Genomic DNA, 14364 nt, shown 5'->3' with positions numbered 1-14364 from the left:
TGGACGGGCGGGATGATGCCCTCCGCCGAGGAATGCGGATCGGGTGTGCGTAGGCCCGCGTTGTCTTTGAGGCGCGTCACGACTAATGTTGAGCGATCGCTAAAAATCATCCTCATGAAGGAATCGCCCATGCCCACCCCCAAACCTGTCCCCGAAGAAATCCTAGGCCCGATTGAAGTGCCCAAACTTGGTGGCGGGGTCTTGACCCTTGGCGGGCCGCGCGAACGTTGGTCCCTGATCGTGGTGTATCGTGGCAAGCATTGTCCGCGCTGCAAGAAATACCTCAATGTGCTCAATGAAATGCGCGACCAGTGGGACGCGGCGGGCTTTGATGTGGCGGTGGTTTCGGCCGATAGCGCGGCCAAGGCGCAGGAGGATGTGGATGCCTTCGGTTGGGGTTTCGATCTCGGCTATGGTCTCACCGAGGCGCAAATGGCGCAGCTCGGCGTCTATGTCACCGCGCCCTTGTCTCCTTCGGAGGCGGACGGGAATTTCGCAGAGCCTGGCGTGTTTGTGCTGCGTCCCGATGGCTCTTTGATTGTGGTGGCGATTTCCAACGGCCCTGCTGCGCGGCCCGATCTTGCGGAGCTGTTCGACGGGATGGTGTTCAACAAGACCAACGACCGTCCGACACGAGGTTTGGTATAAGGCACTGATGCTGGGGCAGGTCAAAAGCTCGGCGTCGACCTTGCCCCAGATCAATGAAACAGGGGTGGTTTCGGTGTAATATCTCCAAGACAGCGCAATTGCGTTTTGCCAACTCTGGAGTATTGCCTTTATGACCGCACCTGCCAAACCGACTGCCTCACGCCCTGCCAATACGCAGCCCGCCTCGGATGCCGCGCCCAAGACCGCGCCCAAGTCCCCCGTGGCCAAGCCTGAAGTGACCAAACCCGAAGTGGCCGCAAAGCCCGACATAACCCCGCGCCCTGTGACACAGGACGGGGATGCGCCTGCCGCCACTGATCTTGGCAACCCTTCGGCCTTTCCCAAGGTGACGCCCGACAGTATCGCGCAGGCTTTCGAGACAGGTGCCTATCCCTACAAGAAGAAGATGTCGCGCACCGATTATGAGAGCGAGAAGCGCAAACTTCAGGCGGAGTTGCTCAAGGCACAGCTATGGGCGCAGGAACAGGGGGAGAAGTTCGTCCTGATCTTCGAGGGGCGCGATGCGGCAGGTAAGGGTGGCACGATCAAGCGGTTCATGGAGCATCTCAACCCGCGCCATGCCCGTGTGGTGGCGCTGAACAAACCGACCGACGAGGAGCGCGGCCAGTGGTTCTTCCAACGCTACTTGCGTCATCTGCCGACGGAGGGTGAATTCGTGCTCTATGACCGCTCGTGGTATAACCGCGCCGGCGTGGAGCGGGTCATGGGGTTTTGCACGCCCAACGAATACCTCGAATTTATGCGCCAGACGCCCGAGCTTGAACGGATGCTGACGCGATCTGGCATCAAACTCTACAAATACTGGTTCTCGGTGACGCAGGCCGAGCAGCAACGCCGCTTCGAGGCGCGTGAAACCGATCCGCTCAAACAGTGGAAGCTCTCGCCCATCGACAAGGCGTCGCTCGATAAATGGGATGACTACACCGAGGCGAAGGAGGCGATGTTCTTCTACACCGACACGGCAGATGCGCCTTGGACGATTGTTAAATCCAACGACAAGAAGCGCGCGCGGATCAACTGTATGCGCCATTTCCTCTCGACGGTGGACTATCCCGACAAGGATCACGAGATCGTCGGGACGCCCGATCCGTTGATCGTGGGGCACGCGAGCCACGTGGTTCACAGGTCCGACCATATCCTCGGCACGGCGCTGCATCCCAGCACACGGCGCGGCAAGAACGCCTGAGGTCTTCTTCGCAGGTCAAATACTCAAAAAAGAAACGCCGCATCCGAAAGGGTGCGGCGTCTTCATGTCGGGCAGGGGGGCTGGTGCGCGCGGGCGCGTCAGGTTTCCTGTCTAAAGCCGTGCATCCGCTTGGCCCATTGGAAGGCCACCAGTGCGCCCTTGATCCGTGGCAGCAGGTAGAGCATGGCCAGCACAGCGCCGGTGGAGAACACGGCGGTGGCAAAGAGCGGATCAGGGCGGAATTCGAGGAAGAACCAGCCCATCAGCGGCGCCATCAGGTGTCCCACGATCAGGATCGTGAGATAGGCGGGGCCGTCGTCGGCACGGTGGTGGTGGAACTGTTCGCCGCATACGGGGCATTCGTCACGCACCTTGAGGTAGCCTTTGAGCATCGGGCCGCTCCCACAGGACGGGCAGCGCCGTTTCCAGCCGCGCATCAATGCAGGCCGCAGTTCGCGCTCGCCATCGGTCAGGCGGATTGCGCTCCCGGAATGGGACAGATCGGTCATAAAACAGTCCTTGTTTCGTGCATGGTTTCTTGCATCTGGATCGCGGCTCGGATTTGTCCGATGCTCTTTAGCATTTCTATGCGACGACCAAGAAGTATTCCTTATAAGAAGTATTGCTTATAATACGTATTGCATTCGCCTGTCTCCGCGTCCCGTTGTCGCGCGACCGCCTGTCTCCTCTTTCGTGCGCGACCCTTGCCCCTGATTGGCGCTCATTCGGGCGGGTTGCGAAAAAAATTCACTTTATGCGACGGAAAGGCGGAGGTGGCCCGTTTGATATCCATAACGCGAGCAAGACAACGGCGCAGTGACGCGCCCCGCCCGCGGGTTATGGAACACGGAAAGGATATAACCGATGAAACGTAAAGCAATGATCTCCGCTGTCGCACTGGTCGCAATTCTGGGCGGGTCGCTGTCGGCCTACGCAGCAGGCAACGGCCACGACCACGGCGACCGTATGCAGCGCGGTGGGGCTTTCGGGCCGAAGCTTGATTTCGCCGCTGTAGATACGGACGGCGATGGCAAAGTGACCGACGCCGAGCTTGAAGCGTTCCGCGCCGCAAAGTTTGCCGAGATCGACACGAACTCCGACGGCTCGATTGATGCCGACGAGATGGCGGCCCATCACGAGAAGATGCGCGAAGAGCGCCAGCTCAAGGGTGTTCAGAAAATGATCGACCGCCGTGACACTAATGACGACGGTGTGCTGAGCGCGGAAGAGTTTGCGCCCGCTCCCAAAGTGAGCCTGTTCGAGCGTATCGACACCGACGGTGACGGTGCAATCTCGCAAGAGGAACTGGAAGCTGCCATGGAGAAATTCCAGGAGCGCGGTGGTAAGCGCGGCCCGGGTGGCAAGGGCGGCATGAAAGGCCAGAAGCAATAAGTGACGGCTTGGGCGGGGGTTCGCTCCCGCCCGACACCTGACGCGATGGACGACGTGATGTCTGACATTTCGACACCCGCCAATCCGCCCGCCCCCCCCCTGTTGCTGCTATCCGATGGACCGCGGCGATGGGACGGGCTACTCATGAGGCACGATGACCATGCCCTATGACGCCTTGAGCGAGGTGCCCGACGAGGCGCTGCTCACCGCATTCGCCAACGGCGACCGCGCCTCCGCACAGGCTTTGACCGTGCGGTTGACCCCTGTGGTATTGGGGTATGCGACACGGTTGTTGGGGGATCGAGCAGAGGCCGAGGATGTGGCGCAAGAGGCCATGTTGCGGCTGTGGCGCATCGCGCCCGAGTGGCGGCAGGGTGAGGCCAAGGTAACAACGTGGCTCTACCGTGTTGTGACCAACCTTTGCACCGATCGTCTGCGAAAGCGGCGCGGGACGGGGTTGGACGAAGCACCCGAGCTGGCCGATGATACGCCAAGTATCGAGGCACGGATGATCGAGCGTGAACGGATCAATGCGTTGGATGCCGCTTTGGCGGAATTGCCCGAACGGCAACGGCAGGCGGTGACGCTGCGCCATATCGAAGGGTTGGCGAACCCTGAAATCGCCGACATTCTGGATGTCTCGGTAGAGGCGGTCGAAAGTCTGACCGCACGGGGCAAACGCTCACTGGCCAAGCGGCTTGCTGGCCGACGCGATGAATTGGGGGTCTGATATGACCACGGATAAAGACAAATGGAACACCACGCCCGAGCCGCTTGATGCGGAGGCGGAAGCGATGCTGGACGGGCTGTTTGCGCAGGCGCGTGTGCGGGCCGATGCCTCTGATGAGGCGATGATTGCCTTGATGACGCGGATCGCGGGCGATGCCGAAGCGGTGGCAGACGAGCGTGACGCGCAGGCGGCACAGGAACGTGCCGCACGTATGGCAGTCCCGCGCAGCCGTCATCCTCTGATCGAGGCGATGATCCGCGCGGTGGGCGGTTGGCGCTCGGTGGGCGGCATGGGGCTGGCTGCGGTGACGGGGTTGGCGCTGGGGTTGTCCTCACCCACGACCGTGTCCGCGCTGACCTCGGGCGCATGGGATGTGCAGGACACTGCGAGTGACGAAATTACCTATACGCTCGACGACATGGTGCCGAGCTTTTACGATCTGGCACTGGAAGGATAAGGCATGAGTGACGAGATCAACGATCCGAAAACCACCACTGACGAGGGGGCCACGGGGGCCGCGCCGGCCAAGGGCGGTGTGCGGTGGAGCCGTGTGATCCTCGCGGTTTCATTGGCGCTTAATCTGGCGGTGGTCGGGATGGTTGTTGGCACGGCGCTGAGGCATCCTGACAGGGGTCCAACCCCGCGCGATGGCGGTGAGATGACCGAAGCGCGCGACGGGCAGGGCGAAGGAATGCGCAACCGCGACGTCGGCTTTGCGCCCTTTATCGACGCGATCGAGGGCAAGGGGCGGCGGGCCTTGGCGCTGGAATTCATGCGCCAGATGGGCGATCGGGAGTCAGCACGCGAACGCGTGCGGGTGCATTTTGAACAGGTTGTTTCCACGCTTCGGGCCGAGCCCTTTGACGCCGCTGCCTTTGCAGAGTTGATTACCGAGCGTCAGCGTGATCTGGCCGCCCGTCAGGAGATCGGCGCGCAGCTTCTCGCGGAGCATGTGGCGGAGATGTCGGAGGAGGATCGTGCCGCCTATGCGGAACGTCTGGAACAGATTTTGCAGCGCCCCCCGCGCAAGCGGTGAGGGCGTTGTGCCAAGTGGATTGAGACGGGTCGCATTATGCGGCCCGTTTTCGTTTGGGGCCAATGCCTCAGGCCGCGTGTGAGCCAAGCGTGACCTGATTGCGCCCCTCGGCTTTCGAGGCGTAGAGCGCATTATCGGCGATGGAGATGAGGTGATCGACCACGCCGCTTTCGCCCGCCATCTCGCCCACGCCCATAGCCATGCCAATTGAGATCGACGTGGAGACACGCGCTCCCTCGCTTGAACGCGCCACAGGGCTGGCGCAGACCGCCCTGCGCAGCCGTTCGGCGGCGTTGCGGGCTTCCACGAGCGAGGTGTCGGGAAGCGCGATTAGAAACTCCTCGCCACCAATGCGCGCCACCATGTCGCGCGCGCGCAGGTTGTTGCGTAGCCGCTTGGCCACTTCGACCAGAACGGCGTCGCCCGTGGCGTGGCCGAAGGTGTCGTTGACCGCCTTGAACTGGTCGATATCCACAAGCATCACGCAGAAGGCCGCGCCCTTTCGGGCGGCGCGGGTGGCGATGGCGTCGAGATGGGGCAGGGCGTAGCGGCGGTTGTAGAGGCCTGTGAGGCTGTCCACGGAGGCCAGCCGCAGCCCGTGGTCGATGGTCTCGCGCAGGCGGTCGGCCTCGCGTTTGCGCATGATCTGGGTCGTGAGTCGCAGGGCCAGCTCCTCAGGGTCGGCGCCCAGTGCCAGCACATCGCTTGCGCCCATGTCGAGGGCTGTCAGGGCCTTCGTTTCCTGCCCGCGCGGGTAGAGGACGAGGATTGCGGCGTAGCGCGCACCCGCGCGGGAGCGCAACTCCGAAAGCGTGCGTGCGGTCTCCCCGATGTCGGAAAGGTCGGCGGCAATGACGATGGCATCGGCAGGCCGCTCTCCCGTCAGGGTCTCCGCGAGCGACGCGCGGCGCGCAATTTCGAACTCCGCGCCGATCAGCCCCGAAAGCCCTGCGCGCCATTTCATCGCCTCTTCGAGCCCGCGCCCTGCAAGCACGATGCGCGGGATGGTGGTCGGGTGCCCATCGGCGGAGGCCATGCCGATGGCGCAGGCGGTATCCTTGCGATGCAGCAGTTCTTCGGCGGTGGCCGCAGTGCGCATAAGGGCGCGGATACGGATGCCAAGCGCCTCGGTGCCCACTGGACGGGGCCAGAAGTCCTCGGCCCCCGCACGTAGAGCAGACAGGCGGGTTTCGGCGTTATCGTGGCCGATGATGACGACGGGGATATGGGCGAGATCAGGATCGGATTTCAACGATGCACAGAGGGCGGCGGCCTTGCCATCGTCAATTTCCGCGTCGAGCAGGATCACGTTGGGCTGGAACGATTTGGCCTTGGCCATGGCATCCTTCCCGCCCGCGGCCATTTCGACGCTGTAGCGTGCGGCGGAGAGTTTGACCTTGAGCGAGATGCGGTTGGTTGGCACCGTGTCCGCGAGCAGAATGCGTCCTGCCATTGGAGTTCCTCGACTTCCTGTTGCGCGTGCGGGTCGGGGGCGACTCCCGTCAGCAAAAATGCACGCAATTCAACCGTCTACACTTTCGGCCCATGGGGGTGGGCCTGTCATGGATCTCCCCTTCTAGGGTCCGCTTTTCGCGGATCAGGGGCGTGGGCCCGTTTCGGGGGTGTTCATTGCGTTCACTTTGCTGGAGATTGGTTAATAAAGCGTTTCTGACGATAAGGATGTTGAAGAAATGATGAACGAGGCGACCGCCCAGACAATCGCGCTCAACGTGCTGACGTGGCTGGCGGGAGATGACGATTTGTTCGCGATATTCATGGGCAGTTCGGGCATGTCGGCGCAGGAGTTGGCGCAGCGCGCCGGCGAGGCGGAGGTGCTGGCCGCGGTGCTGGATTTCGTGACGATGGATGATGCGTGGGTTTTGCGTTGGGCCGAGGAGACGGGCGGCGCGCCAACGGCACCGATGGAAGCGCGCATGGCCCTGCCCGGTGGGGCGCAAGTGAACTGGACGTGAGATGATGACGGGCGAGATCAAAGCGGTGCTCTTCGACAAGGACGGCACTTTGGTAGATTTTCAGGCGACGTGGTGGCCGTGGTCCGTTGAGGCCGCGCATCTCGTGGCGGATGAGACAGGGCACGCGGTCGAGGAGATCGCGCGGTCTTTCGGGCTGGATCTGGCGGGGGCGCGGTTCGAGCCGCACAGCCCCCTGATTGCGGGGACGCCCGAGGAGGTCGTGCCTGTGCTTGCGACCTACTATCCCGATCTTGAACCGAAAGAGATTATCGCCCGTGTGACGCCACCCGAGGGGGTGGTTGTTCCCGTGCCTGTTGAGGGGCTGGAGCGATGCCTCGACGGGCTGCGCGCGGCGGGGATCAGGCTCGGTGTCGTGACCAATGACTTCGCGGCGCAAACGGAGGTGCAGCTGGCCGAAATGGGCATTGCGTCGGCCTTTGATGTGGTGATCGGCTACGACAGCGGCCACGGTGCGAAACCCGCGCCTGACGGCTGCCTTGCCGCCGCACGGGCCTTGGGCGCGCGGCCAGAGGACACGGTGATGGTGGGCGATACGCTTCACGATCTTCATGCCGCACGCGCGGCGGGGATGGTGTCGGTGGGCGTGCTGACGGGGATCGCGGGGCGCGAGAACCTCACCCCCCATGCCGACACGGTGATGCCGTCGATTGCGGGTCTGCCCGCGTGGCTGGTGCTGTGAGCGTGCGCTGACGATAAATCGCCACGCGCATTGGCACTTTTTTAAGATTGTCTGCGTAACACTGCCCCATACGAATGAAAGGGGCGGCCGAAATGCATGGCATGATCAATCGCGCCATCCAGTGTTTTTTGCGCGATACTTATGGCGCGCAAACGTGGTCTGACATCGTGGACGAAGCGGGGCTCGGCTTAGATAATTTTGAAGCCATGCTTGGCTATCCTGACACCGTGACCCTTGATGTGCTGGCGGCCACGGCGCGCCATTTCAGAAAGCCTGTCGAGAGCCTTCTGGAAGATCTAGGCACCTATCTCGTATCCCATCCCAATGTGGAGGCGATCCGTCGGCTGTTGCGATTCGGGGGAGAGAGTTTTGCGGAGTTCCTGTTCTCGCTGAACGAATTGCAGGGGCGGGCACGTCTGGCCCTGCCTGATCTGGAATTGCCGCGTATGACGGTAAAGCCCGATGGCGACGGCGTGTTCGAACTGACCTGTTCGCACGCCATGCCTGGGTTCGGCTATGCCATGCTCGGCGTGTTACGGGCGATGGCGGATGATTATGGCGCTTTGGTCTTTCTCGAACATCAGGGGTGGAAGGATTCTGGCGACGAGGTGATCAAGGTGCATCTGCTTGAGGCGGCCTTCTCCGAGGGGCGGGCCTTCAATCTGGTGGAGACCGAGGGGGCCACGGCATGATGACCTTGGACACAGGTGCTCTGGATCTGGTCATGCCGATGCACGTCCGCCTCGACGCGGCGGGCCGTGTGCGCCATGTCGGTCCGACACTGGGCAAGATGTTCAAGGTCGAGGAGTTGATCGGACGCCATGTGCGCGATGTTTTCGATGTACGGGACAACGGGTTGGGACGTGCCGATTCCGCCAGTGCCTTGCCGCATTTTACCAAGCTGTTCCTGACATTGACAAACGGCGCGCCAATCGCGCTCAAAGGGATTACGGTGCCGCTGGCCGATGGAAGCGGCGAGTTGCTCAACCTGTCATTCGGCCTGTCGGTCGTGGATGCGGTGGCGGAATTCGGGCTGTCTGTTGCGGATTTCGCCCATACCGATCTGGCTATCGAGATGCTTTATCTGGTCGAGGCGAAATCGGCGGTGCTCGACGAGATCAAGCAGCTCAACCTGCGCCTCCAAGGTGCGAAAATGGCGGCGGAGGAGCAGGCCTTTACCGACACGCTGACGGGGCTGAAAAACCGTCGCGCGATGGATCAGATCATGGCGCGAATGATCCGTGGCCGCGTGCCCTTCTCGCTGATGCATCTCGATCTGGATTTTTTCAAGTCGGTCAATGACACCCACGGTCACGCGGCGGGGGATGCGGTGCTCGAACGGGTGGCGGCGATTCTCGTTGAGGAGACCCGCCACGAGGACATGGTCGCGCGTGTGGGCGGGGATGAGTTCATTCTGGTGTTCAGCCGCCTTGTGGACCACGAGAGGCTCATGCGCATATCCTACAGGATCATCGGGCGTCTGGAGGAGCCGATGCCCTTTAACGATGTCCTGTGCCGCATTTCGGGGTCGATTGGGATCACCACGAGCGAAATCTACGAAACACTTGATGCCGACCAGATGATGCACGACGCCGATCTGGCGCTTTACGCCTCCAAACACGCGGGTCGCGCGACGGCGACGATCTTTGACCCTGCAATTCACGCAGCACCGCCGCAGCGTGTTGCCGTGGGGGATGGCATGTCGGGTTAGGAGGCGTGGTGTGGGTGCGGGAGGCTTGCCACGTGCGCCAGTGCTCTCGTTTCGCATGTCAGCGCTATGAAACTGTTCGCGGAAAAACTCCCTGCGACGAGGTTCAGCACGGAAGGGAGTGCGCAGAATTAACCGTGCGGGAAACGGAGCAGGGCAAAATCGGGATTGGGTTGAATGCTCATTCCGCGAATGCGGTCGCGATCTCGCGGGCCCTGAGGGGCGGTGCGACAAGCGGGCAGAGGTGCGGGAAAAGTGGCAGCCCGTAGGGGAATCGAACCCCTCTTTCCAGGTTGAAAACCTGGCGTCCTAACCGATAGACGAACGGGCCGCGCTTGGCGTGTGGCGGTGTTTAAGAAAAGCGGCGGGCGGGCGCAAGAGGAATTCTGCAAGAAAATGAAAAAAAATTCTGCAGACCCGAAAAACCCTGTCAGCCGCGGCTTTCGGCGGCATCGTCGAGACGCAATTGCACCGATTTCCGCCCGCCCCAGTGATTGATTTCCAGCCGACCCGCCAAATGGAATCGCGCGCCGCCATGATTTTGCAGCGCAGAACCGAGCGGGCCGTCGAATGCGCCGAAGGAAATCGCGTCGATCCGTGGCCCCATACCATCGGAAAAGGAGAGTTTGAGGTGGTTCGCGCCGACCTGTTTGGCGAAGTGGATGGCGCAATCGGGAAAAGCGAAGCGCGGCGCGGGGGCGGCGGCACCATAGGGGCCCGCGGCTTCGAACCGTTCGATGAGGTCGGCGGAGGCCGCACCAGGCATGAGAAGCCCGTCGAGTTTGAGGTCGGCAGGACCAGCCTCACCAGCGCCTTGCTTGGCGAGCAGTTCGGACAGGCGTTCCATGGCTGCGTCGAGTTTGTCGCGGGTCACGGTCAGGCCTGCCGCCATTTTGTGACCACCGCCCTTTTCCAAAAGCCCTTCGGCCGCGAGGCGCTGGATCGAGGCACCGAGATCGACGCCGGTGATGGAACGCCCCGACCCCTTGCCGATGCCGTCCTCGTCAAAGCCGATCACAATCGCGGGGCGGTTGGTGGATTCCTTGAGGCGGGAGGCGACGATGCCCACCACACCAGGGTGCCAGCCATCGCCCGCGGCCCAGACCAGAGGACCGTCGAGGCCGCGTTCTTGCGCCTGTTCGGTGGCCAGATCGCGCACGGTATTCTCGATCTCGCGGCGCTCGGTGTTGAGCATGTCGAGGCGTTCGGCGAGGGCTTGGGCTTCGTGCGGGTCGGTTGTGGACAGCAGCCGTGCGCCGAGGTCCGCCGCCCCGATCCGCCCGCCCGCGTTGATGCGCGGGCCGAGGAGGAAGCCGAGGTGGTAGGCCGAGGGCAGCCCGTCCATGCGGGCGACATCGGCGAGTTTGGCGATGCCGATCCGTTTGCGCCCTGCCATAACGCGCAGCCCCTGACGTACCAGCGCGCGATTGACGCCGATCAGGGGCGCGACATCGGCCACGGTGCCCAAGGCAACGAGGTCAAGGTAGCTCATAAGGTCGGGGCCGCGTTTGCCCGCTTCGCGCAACTGGCGGCCCGTCTCCACCAGCATCAGGAAGACCACACCCGCCGCGCACAGATGCGCCAGATCGCCTGTTTCGTCCTGACGGTTGGGGTTCACCACGGCGGTGCATTCGGGCAGGGTTTCGCCGCCCAAGTGGTGGTCGAGGACGATCACATCGGCAGGATCGGGGGCGCCCGTTGCTGCGGCTATCGGCCCGTGGCTGAGCGTGCCGCAGTCGACGCAGACGATCAGGTCGTGGTCGCGGGCGAGCGCCTCCATTGCAGGTTCGTTGGGGCCGTAACCCTCGTCGATGCGGTCGGGGATATAGAGCGTGGCGCGATGGCCCATCTCGCGCAGCCATGTGATCAGCAGCGCGGCGGAGGTGGCCCCGTCCACGTCGTAATCGGCAAAGACCGCAATACGTTCGCGCCGCTCGAAGGCCGCAAGGAATCGCGTGGCCGCGGCGGTCATGTCCTTGAGCGTGGCGGGATCGGGCAGCAAGTCTTTGAGCGTGGGCGCGAGGAAGGACTCGGCGTCCTGCGCCTCGATGCCACGACGCGCAAGGATCTGGCACAGCGCAAGCGGCAGGTCGGTGAGTTGGGCCATGGCTTCGGCATGGCGGATGATCTCGCCCGCAGGCCCGACCCATCGGCGGCCCGTCAGCGAGGCGGAGACGTCAAGAAAATCACTCATGCCTTCTTATGGACTGCCAGCGCGGGGGAGGGCAATCGCGGAATGTTGCGCGCGGGGCAGGATCGCGCGGAGGGGTGAGGCAAAAGAAAAAGGCGACCCGCGTGGGGCCGCCTTTGTAGTCTTTCGCAAGCGTGTTGCGCCTAGGCGGCGGAGCCACCGATCGGGTTGGTGTAGGTCATGCGCCGCACCGATCCCGTTTTGGAGCGCATCAGGATGGTTTCGGTCGTCAGATGCGTGGGCGTGCGGACGATGCCGCGCACGATGGAGCCGTCGGTGACGCCCGTGGCCGCAAAGATCACGTCAGAAGTCACCATGTCGTCGCGCGCATAGATGCGGTCGAGATCACGGATGCCTGCCTTGTCGGCGCGGCCTCTCTCGTCGTCGTTGCGGAACTGCAGCTGACCCCACATCTGGCCACCCATGCATTTGAGCGCGGAGGCCGCAAGGACGCCCTCGGGAGCGCCGCCAGAGCCCATGTACATGTCGATGCCCGTTGTGGGTTCGGCGCAGTGGATGACGCCCGCCACATCGCCGTCCGTGATCAGGCGGATCGCAGCACCCGTGGCGCGCAATTCGTCGATCAGGTTTTCATGGCGAGGGCGTTCAAGCACGCACAGGGTGATTTCTTTGGGGGTGACGCCTTTGGCCCTGGCCAGCGCCTCGACACGTTCGGTCGGGGACATTTTCAGGGAAACGACGTCTTTCTCGTAACCCGGCCCAATGGCGAGTTTTTCCATGTAGACGTCGGGCGCGTGCAGGAGCGTGCCGCGCGGCGCCATGGCGATGACAGTGAGCGCATTGGGCATGTCCTTGGCCGTCAGCGTGGTGCCTTCCAGCGGGTCGAGCGCGATGTCCACAGCAGGACCGTTGCCCGTGCCGACCTCTTCACCGATGTAGAGCATCGGGGCCTCGTCGCGTTCCCCCTCACCAATCACCACAGTGCCGTGGATGTCGAGCTGGTTAAGTTGGTCGCGCATGGCATTGACCGCAGCCTGATCGGCGGCCTTCTCGTCACCGTGGCCGATGAAGTCGGCGGAGGCGATTGCCGCTTGTTCGGCGACGCGGGCGAGGCCGAGGGAGAGCATGCGGTCGTAGAAGAGGTTCTTGGGCGGTGCCATGGAGGTGGTCCTGTCGGTCATTTATGTCAACGGTGCAGACGTTCTTGTGCATATCTTCAGGACGTGGGCAAGACGCTGTGTGCGCTAACATCTGTGATGTTTGCGCAAACGGAGAGCCAAAGCGCTAAGGATTTCGCGGGGTTGGGTTGTGTGCCGTTTTTTGCGCCGAGCAGCGCGTCCGTATTCGCGGGCGCACGGCTGCTCGGGCCGCGCGCGTCATGGCGGCGGCGGGTATAGGAATTTGGCGTGGTGTTTGGCGCGCGTGGGTTACACGTCCTCGATGCGGATCGTGACGGGTTGGGCGGCCAGAGCGCCGCTGGTTTCCATCACGGTCAACGCCTCGTCGATGGCGCGGCGCGAGGTCGGATCGGTGACGATCAGCACGGGGGCCACATCGGGGTTGTCGTGCTGGCCATACTGGCGCATCCGGTCGATGGAGACGCCCGCATCACCCAGTGCCGCCGTAACCTTCGCCAGAACGCCGGGTTTGTCGACGAGCGACAGGCGCAGGTAGTGCGGCGCGGGCGTGGATGCAACGGCGGGGGTCGAACTGTCGAGTGTCGTGGCTGGCACGCCGAAGGTCGAGATGCGGAAGCCGCGCGCGATGTCGAGCACGTCGGAGAGAACAGCGGAGGCCGTCGGTCCTTCGCCCGCGCCCGCGCCACGTAGCACGACCTGACCCACTTCGTCGCCTTCGAGCACCACCATGTTGGTGGCGTTCTCAAGCTGGCCGAGGGGGCTTTTGACAGGGACGAGGCAGGGGGTCATGCGCTGTTCAAGGCCGCGGCCTGTCATCTGCGCGACGCCCAGAAGTTTGATGCGATAGCCCATGTCGGCGGCGTGGTTGATGTCTTCGATGGTGATCCGTTCGATCCCCTCCAACACCATGTCGTCAAAGGCCACGCGGGTGCCGAAACCGATAGACGCGAGCAGCGCGAGCTTGTGGCCCGCATCAATGCCGCCCACGTCGAGGGTCGGATCGGCTTCAAGATAGCCGAGCGCATTGGCAGCATCGAAAACCTCGTCGTAGGTCAGTCCCTCGTTCTCCATCCGTGTCAGGATGTAGTTGCAGGTGCCGTTCATCACGCCTGCGATACGGGTGATGCGGTTGCCTGCGAGGCCTTCGGTGAGCGCTTTGACTACGGGGATGCCGCCCGCGACGGCCGCCTCGAAACGCAGGACGGCGCCTTTGGCTTCGGCTTTGGCGGCCAGTTCGTTGCCGTGGATGGCGAGCATGGCCTTGTTGGCCGTGACCACGTCCTTGCCAGCGGCGAGGGCTGCTTCGGTGGCGGCTTTGGCGGGGCCGTCTGCGCCACCCATCAGTTCCACCAGCACGTCTACATCATCGCGCAGGGCAAGCGCGACGGGATCGTCTTCCCACGCATAGGCGGAGATATCCACGCCGCGATCCTTGTCGCGGTTGCGCGCGGAGACGGCGGAGATCTCTATGGGGCGACCCGTGCGCGCGGCAAGCAGATTGGCTTTGCGCTGCACGATCTTGATGACGCCCGCGCCGACGGTGCCCAGACCCGCAATGCCGAGGCGGAGGGGGGGCTTGGAGGAGGAAGTGTCGGACATGGGAACCTCAGGAAAGGAAAGATAGCAGCGGTGAATTCGGCGATGCTGATAGCCCTAAACGCAGGGCGGTGCAACGGGGC

At 63.1% G+C, this 14364-nt stretch carries 15 protein-coding genes and 1 tRNA gene; 10 read left to right on the top strand and 6 right to left on the bottom strand.

The window, feature by feature from the left end:
* Window positions 1-129 precede the first annotated feature (129 nt).
* Both ACN0SC_RS12195 and ppk2 read left to right on the top strand, forming a co-directional pair.
* On the top strand, window positions 130-648 hold the full coding sequence (locus ACN0SC_RS12195; protein ID WP_417249952.1) for a redoxin domain-containing protein: 519 nt from the start codon (window positions 130-132) through the stop codon (window positions 646-648).
* Window positions 649-778: 130 nt separating this feature from the next.
* Window positions 779-1855: a polyphosphate kinase 2 gene (ppk2, locus tag ACN0SC_RS12190; RefSeq protein ID WP_417249951.1), complete on the top strand. Its 1077-nt coding sequence runs from the start codon at window positions 779-781 to the stop codon at window positions 1853-1855.
* Between the two features lie 98 nt (window positions 1856-1953).
* On the opposite strand, the gene ACN0SC_RS12185 is transcribed toward ppk2, so the two are convergent.
* Complete coding sequence (locus ACN0SC_RS12185) at window positions 1954-2364, bottom strand: DUF983 domain-containing protein (protein ID WP_417249950.1); 411 nt, start codon at window positions 2362-2364, stop codon at window positions 1954-1956.
* A gap of 355 nt (window positions 2365-2719) precedes the next feature.
* Between ACN0SC_RS12185 and ACN0SC_RS12180 the strand changes: the two genes are divergently transcribed.
* From ACN0SC_RS12180 to ACN0SC_RS12165, 4 genes are all read left to right on the top strand, one after another.
* Window positions 2720-3247, top strand: a complete 528-nt coding sequence (locus ACN0SC_RS12180; RefSeq protein ID WP_417249949.1) for an EF-hand domain-containing protein — start codon at window positions 2720-2722, stop codon at window positions 3245-3247.
* A gap of 154 nt (window positions 3248-3401) precedes the next feature.
* Entirely contained in the window at window positions 3402-3977 is a 576-nt protein-coding gene (locus ACN0SC_RS12175) for an RNA polymerase sigma factor (RefSeq protein WP_417249948.1), read from the top strand.
* A gap of 1 nt (window position 3978) precedes the next feature.
* The gene (locus tag ACN0SC_RS12170; RefSeq protein WP_417249947.1) at window positions 3979-4434 is read left to right on the top strand and encodes a hypothetical protein; all 456 of its coding nucleotides are present in this window, start codon (window positions 3979-3981) and stop codon (window positions 4432-4434) included.
* A 3-nt stretch (window positions 4435-4437) separates the two neighbouring features.
* Window positions 4438-5013, top strand: a complete 576-nt coding sequence (locus ACN0SC_RS12165; protein ID WP_417249946.1) for a periplasmic heavy metal sensor — start codon at window positions 4438-4440, stop codon at window positions 5011-5013.
* Window positions 5014-5080: 67 nt separating this feature from the next.
* Here ACN0SC_RS12165 and ACN0SC_RS12160 read toward each other — a convergent pair whose 3' ends face one another.
* Window positions 5081-6466: a diguanylate cyclase gene (locus ACN0SC_RS12160; RefSeq protein WP_417249945.1), complete on the bottom strand. Its 1386-nt coding sequence runs from the start codon at window positions 6464-6466 to the stop codon at window positions 5081-5083.
* A gap of 238 nt (window positions 6467-6704) precedes the next feature.
* On the opposite strand from ACN0SC_RS12160, the gene ACN0SC_RS12155 reads away from it, so the two are divergent.
* The 4 genes from ACN0SC_RS12155 to ACN0SC_RS12140 all read left to right on the top strand — a co-directional run bounded on the left by ACN0SC_RS12155 (window position 6705) and on the right by ACN0SC_RS12140 (window position 9397).
* Window positions 6705-6986 carry a DUF3572 domain-containing protein gene (locus ACN0SC_RS12155; protein WP_417249944.1) on the top strand — a complete coding sequence of 94 codons (282 nt, stop codon included), beginning with the start codon at window positions 6705-6707 and terminating at the stop codon, window positions 6984-6986.
* Window positions 6987-6990: 4 nt separating this feature from the next.
* On the top strand, window positions 6991-7686 hold the full coding sequence (locus tag ACN0SC_RS12150; protein ID WP_417249943.1) for an HAD family hydrolase: 696 nt from the start codon (window positions 6991-6993) through the stop codon (window positions 7684-7686).
* Window positions 7687-7778: 92 nt separating this feature from the next.
* Window positions 7779-8378, top strand: a complete 600-nt coding sequence (locus ACN0SC_RS12145; protein WP_417249942.1) for a heme NO-binding domain-containing protein — start codon at window positions 7779-7781, stop codon at window positions 8376-8378.
* A complete protein-coding gene (locus ACN0SC_RS12140) occupies window positions 8375-9397 on the top strand; it encodes a diguanylate cyclase (protein ID WP_417249941.1) in 1023 nt (340 codons plus the stop codon). Before ACN0SC_RS12145 ends, ACN0SC_RS12140 begins: the two co-directional genes overlap by 4 nt.
* Before the next feature lie 253 nt (window positions 9398-9650).
* On the opposite strand, the gene ACN0SC_RS12135 is transcribed toward ACN0SC_RS12140, so the two are convergent.
* The 4 genes from ACN0SC_RS12135 to ACN0SC_RS12120 form a co-directional block, all read right to left on the bottom strand.
* Window positions 9651-9725, bottom strand: a tRNA-Glu gene (locus ACN0SC_RS12135).
* A 99-nt stretch (window positions 9726-9824) separates the two neighbouring features.
* A complete protein-coding gene (gene recJ, locus ACN0SC_RS12130; protein WP_417249940.1) occupies window positions 9825-11588 on the bottom strand; it encodes a single-stranded-DNA-specific exonuclease RecJ in 1764 nt (587 codons plus the stop codon).
* Between the two features lie 140 nt (window positions 11589-11728).
* Entirely contained in the window at window positions 11729-12706 is a 978-nt protein-coding gene (gene glpX, locus ACN0SC_RS12125; RefSeq protein ID WP_417249939.1) for a class II fructose-bisphosphatase, read from the bottom strand.
* A 267-nt stretch (window positions 12707-12973) separates the two neighbouring features.
* Window positions 12974-14284: a homoserine dehydrogenase gene (locus ACN0SC_RS12120; protein ID WP_417249938.1), complete on the bottom strand. Its 1311-nt coding sequence runs from the start codon at window positions 14282-14284 to the stop codon at window positions 12974-12976.
* Window positions 14285-14364 lie beyond the last annotated feature (80 nt).

The organism is Celeribacter sp., assembly GCF_048261515.1.
Lineage (GTDB): Bacteria > Pseudomonadota > Alphaproteobacteria > Rhodobacterales > Rhodobacteraceae > Celeribacter.
This window is presented reverse-complemented; position numbering and strand designations above follow the sequence as displayed.

Coding starts and splice junctions, on each gene's coding strand:
- glpX (WP_417249939.1), bottom strand. CDS start 12,706: ATGGCACCGCCCAAGAACCTCTTCTACGACCGCATGCTCTCCCTCGGC.
- ACN0SC_RS12195 (WP_417249952.1), top strand. CDS start 130: ATGCCCACCCCCAAACCTGTCCCCGAAGAAATCCTAGGCCCGATTGAA.
- ACN0SC_RS12145 (WP_417249942.1), top strand. CDS start 7,779: ATGCATGGCATGATCAATCGCGCCATCCAGTGTTTTTTGCGCGATACT.
- ppk2 (WP_417249951.1), top strand. CDS start 779: ATGACCGCACCTGCCAAACCGACTGCCTCACGCCCTGCCAATACGCAG.
- ACN0SC_RS12155 (WP_417249944.1), top strand. CDS start 6,705: ATGATGAACGAGGCGACCGCCCAGACAATCGCGCTCAACGTGCTGACG.
- ACN0SC_RS12160 (WP_417249945.1), bottom strand. CDS start 6,466: ATGGCAGGACGCATTCTGCTCGCGGACACGGTGCCAACCAACCGCATC.
- recJ (WP_417249940.1), bottom strand. CDS start 11,588: ATGAGTGATTTTCTTGACGTCTCCGCCTCGCTGACGGGCCGCCGATGG.
- ACN0SC_RS12170 (WP_417249947.1), top strand. CDS start 3,979: ATGACCACGGATAAAGACAAATGGAACACCACGCCCGAGCCGCTTGAT.
- ACN0SC_RS12165 (WP_417249946.1), top strand. CDS start 4,438: ATGAGTGACGAGATCAACGATCCGAAAACCACCACTGACGAGGGGGCC.
- ACN0SC_RS12150 (WP_417249943.1), top strand. CDS start 6,991: ATGACGGGCGAGATCAAAGCGGTGCTCTTCGACAAGGACGGCACTTTG.
- ACN0SC_RS12175 (WP_417249948.1), top strand. CDS start 3,402: ATGACCATGCCCTATGACGCCTTGAGCGAGGTGCCCGACGAGGCGCTG.
- ACN0SC_RS12185 (WP_417249950.1), bottom strand. CDS start 2,364: ATGACCGATCTGTCCCATTCCGGGAGCGCAATCCGCCTGACCGATGGC.
- ACN0SC_RS12140 (WP_417249941.1), top strand. CDS start 8,375: ATGATGACCTTGGACACAGGTGCTCTGGATCTGGTCATGCCGATGCAC.
- ACN0SC_RS12180 (WP_417249949.1), top strand. CDS start 2,720: ATGAAACGTAAAGCAATGATCTCCGCTGTCGCACTGGTCGCAATTCTG.
- ACN0SC_RS12120 (WP_417249938.1), bottom strand. CDS start 14,284: ATGTCCGACACTTCCTCCTCCAAGCCCCCCCTCCGCCTCGGCATTGCG.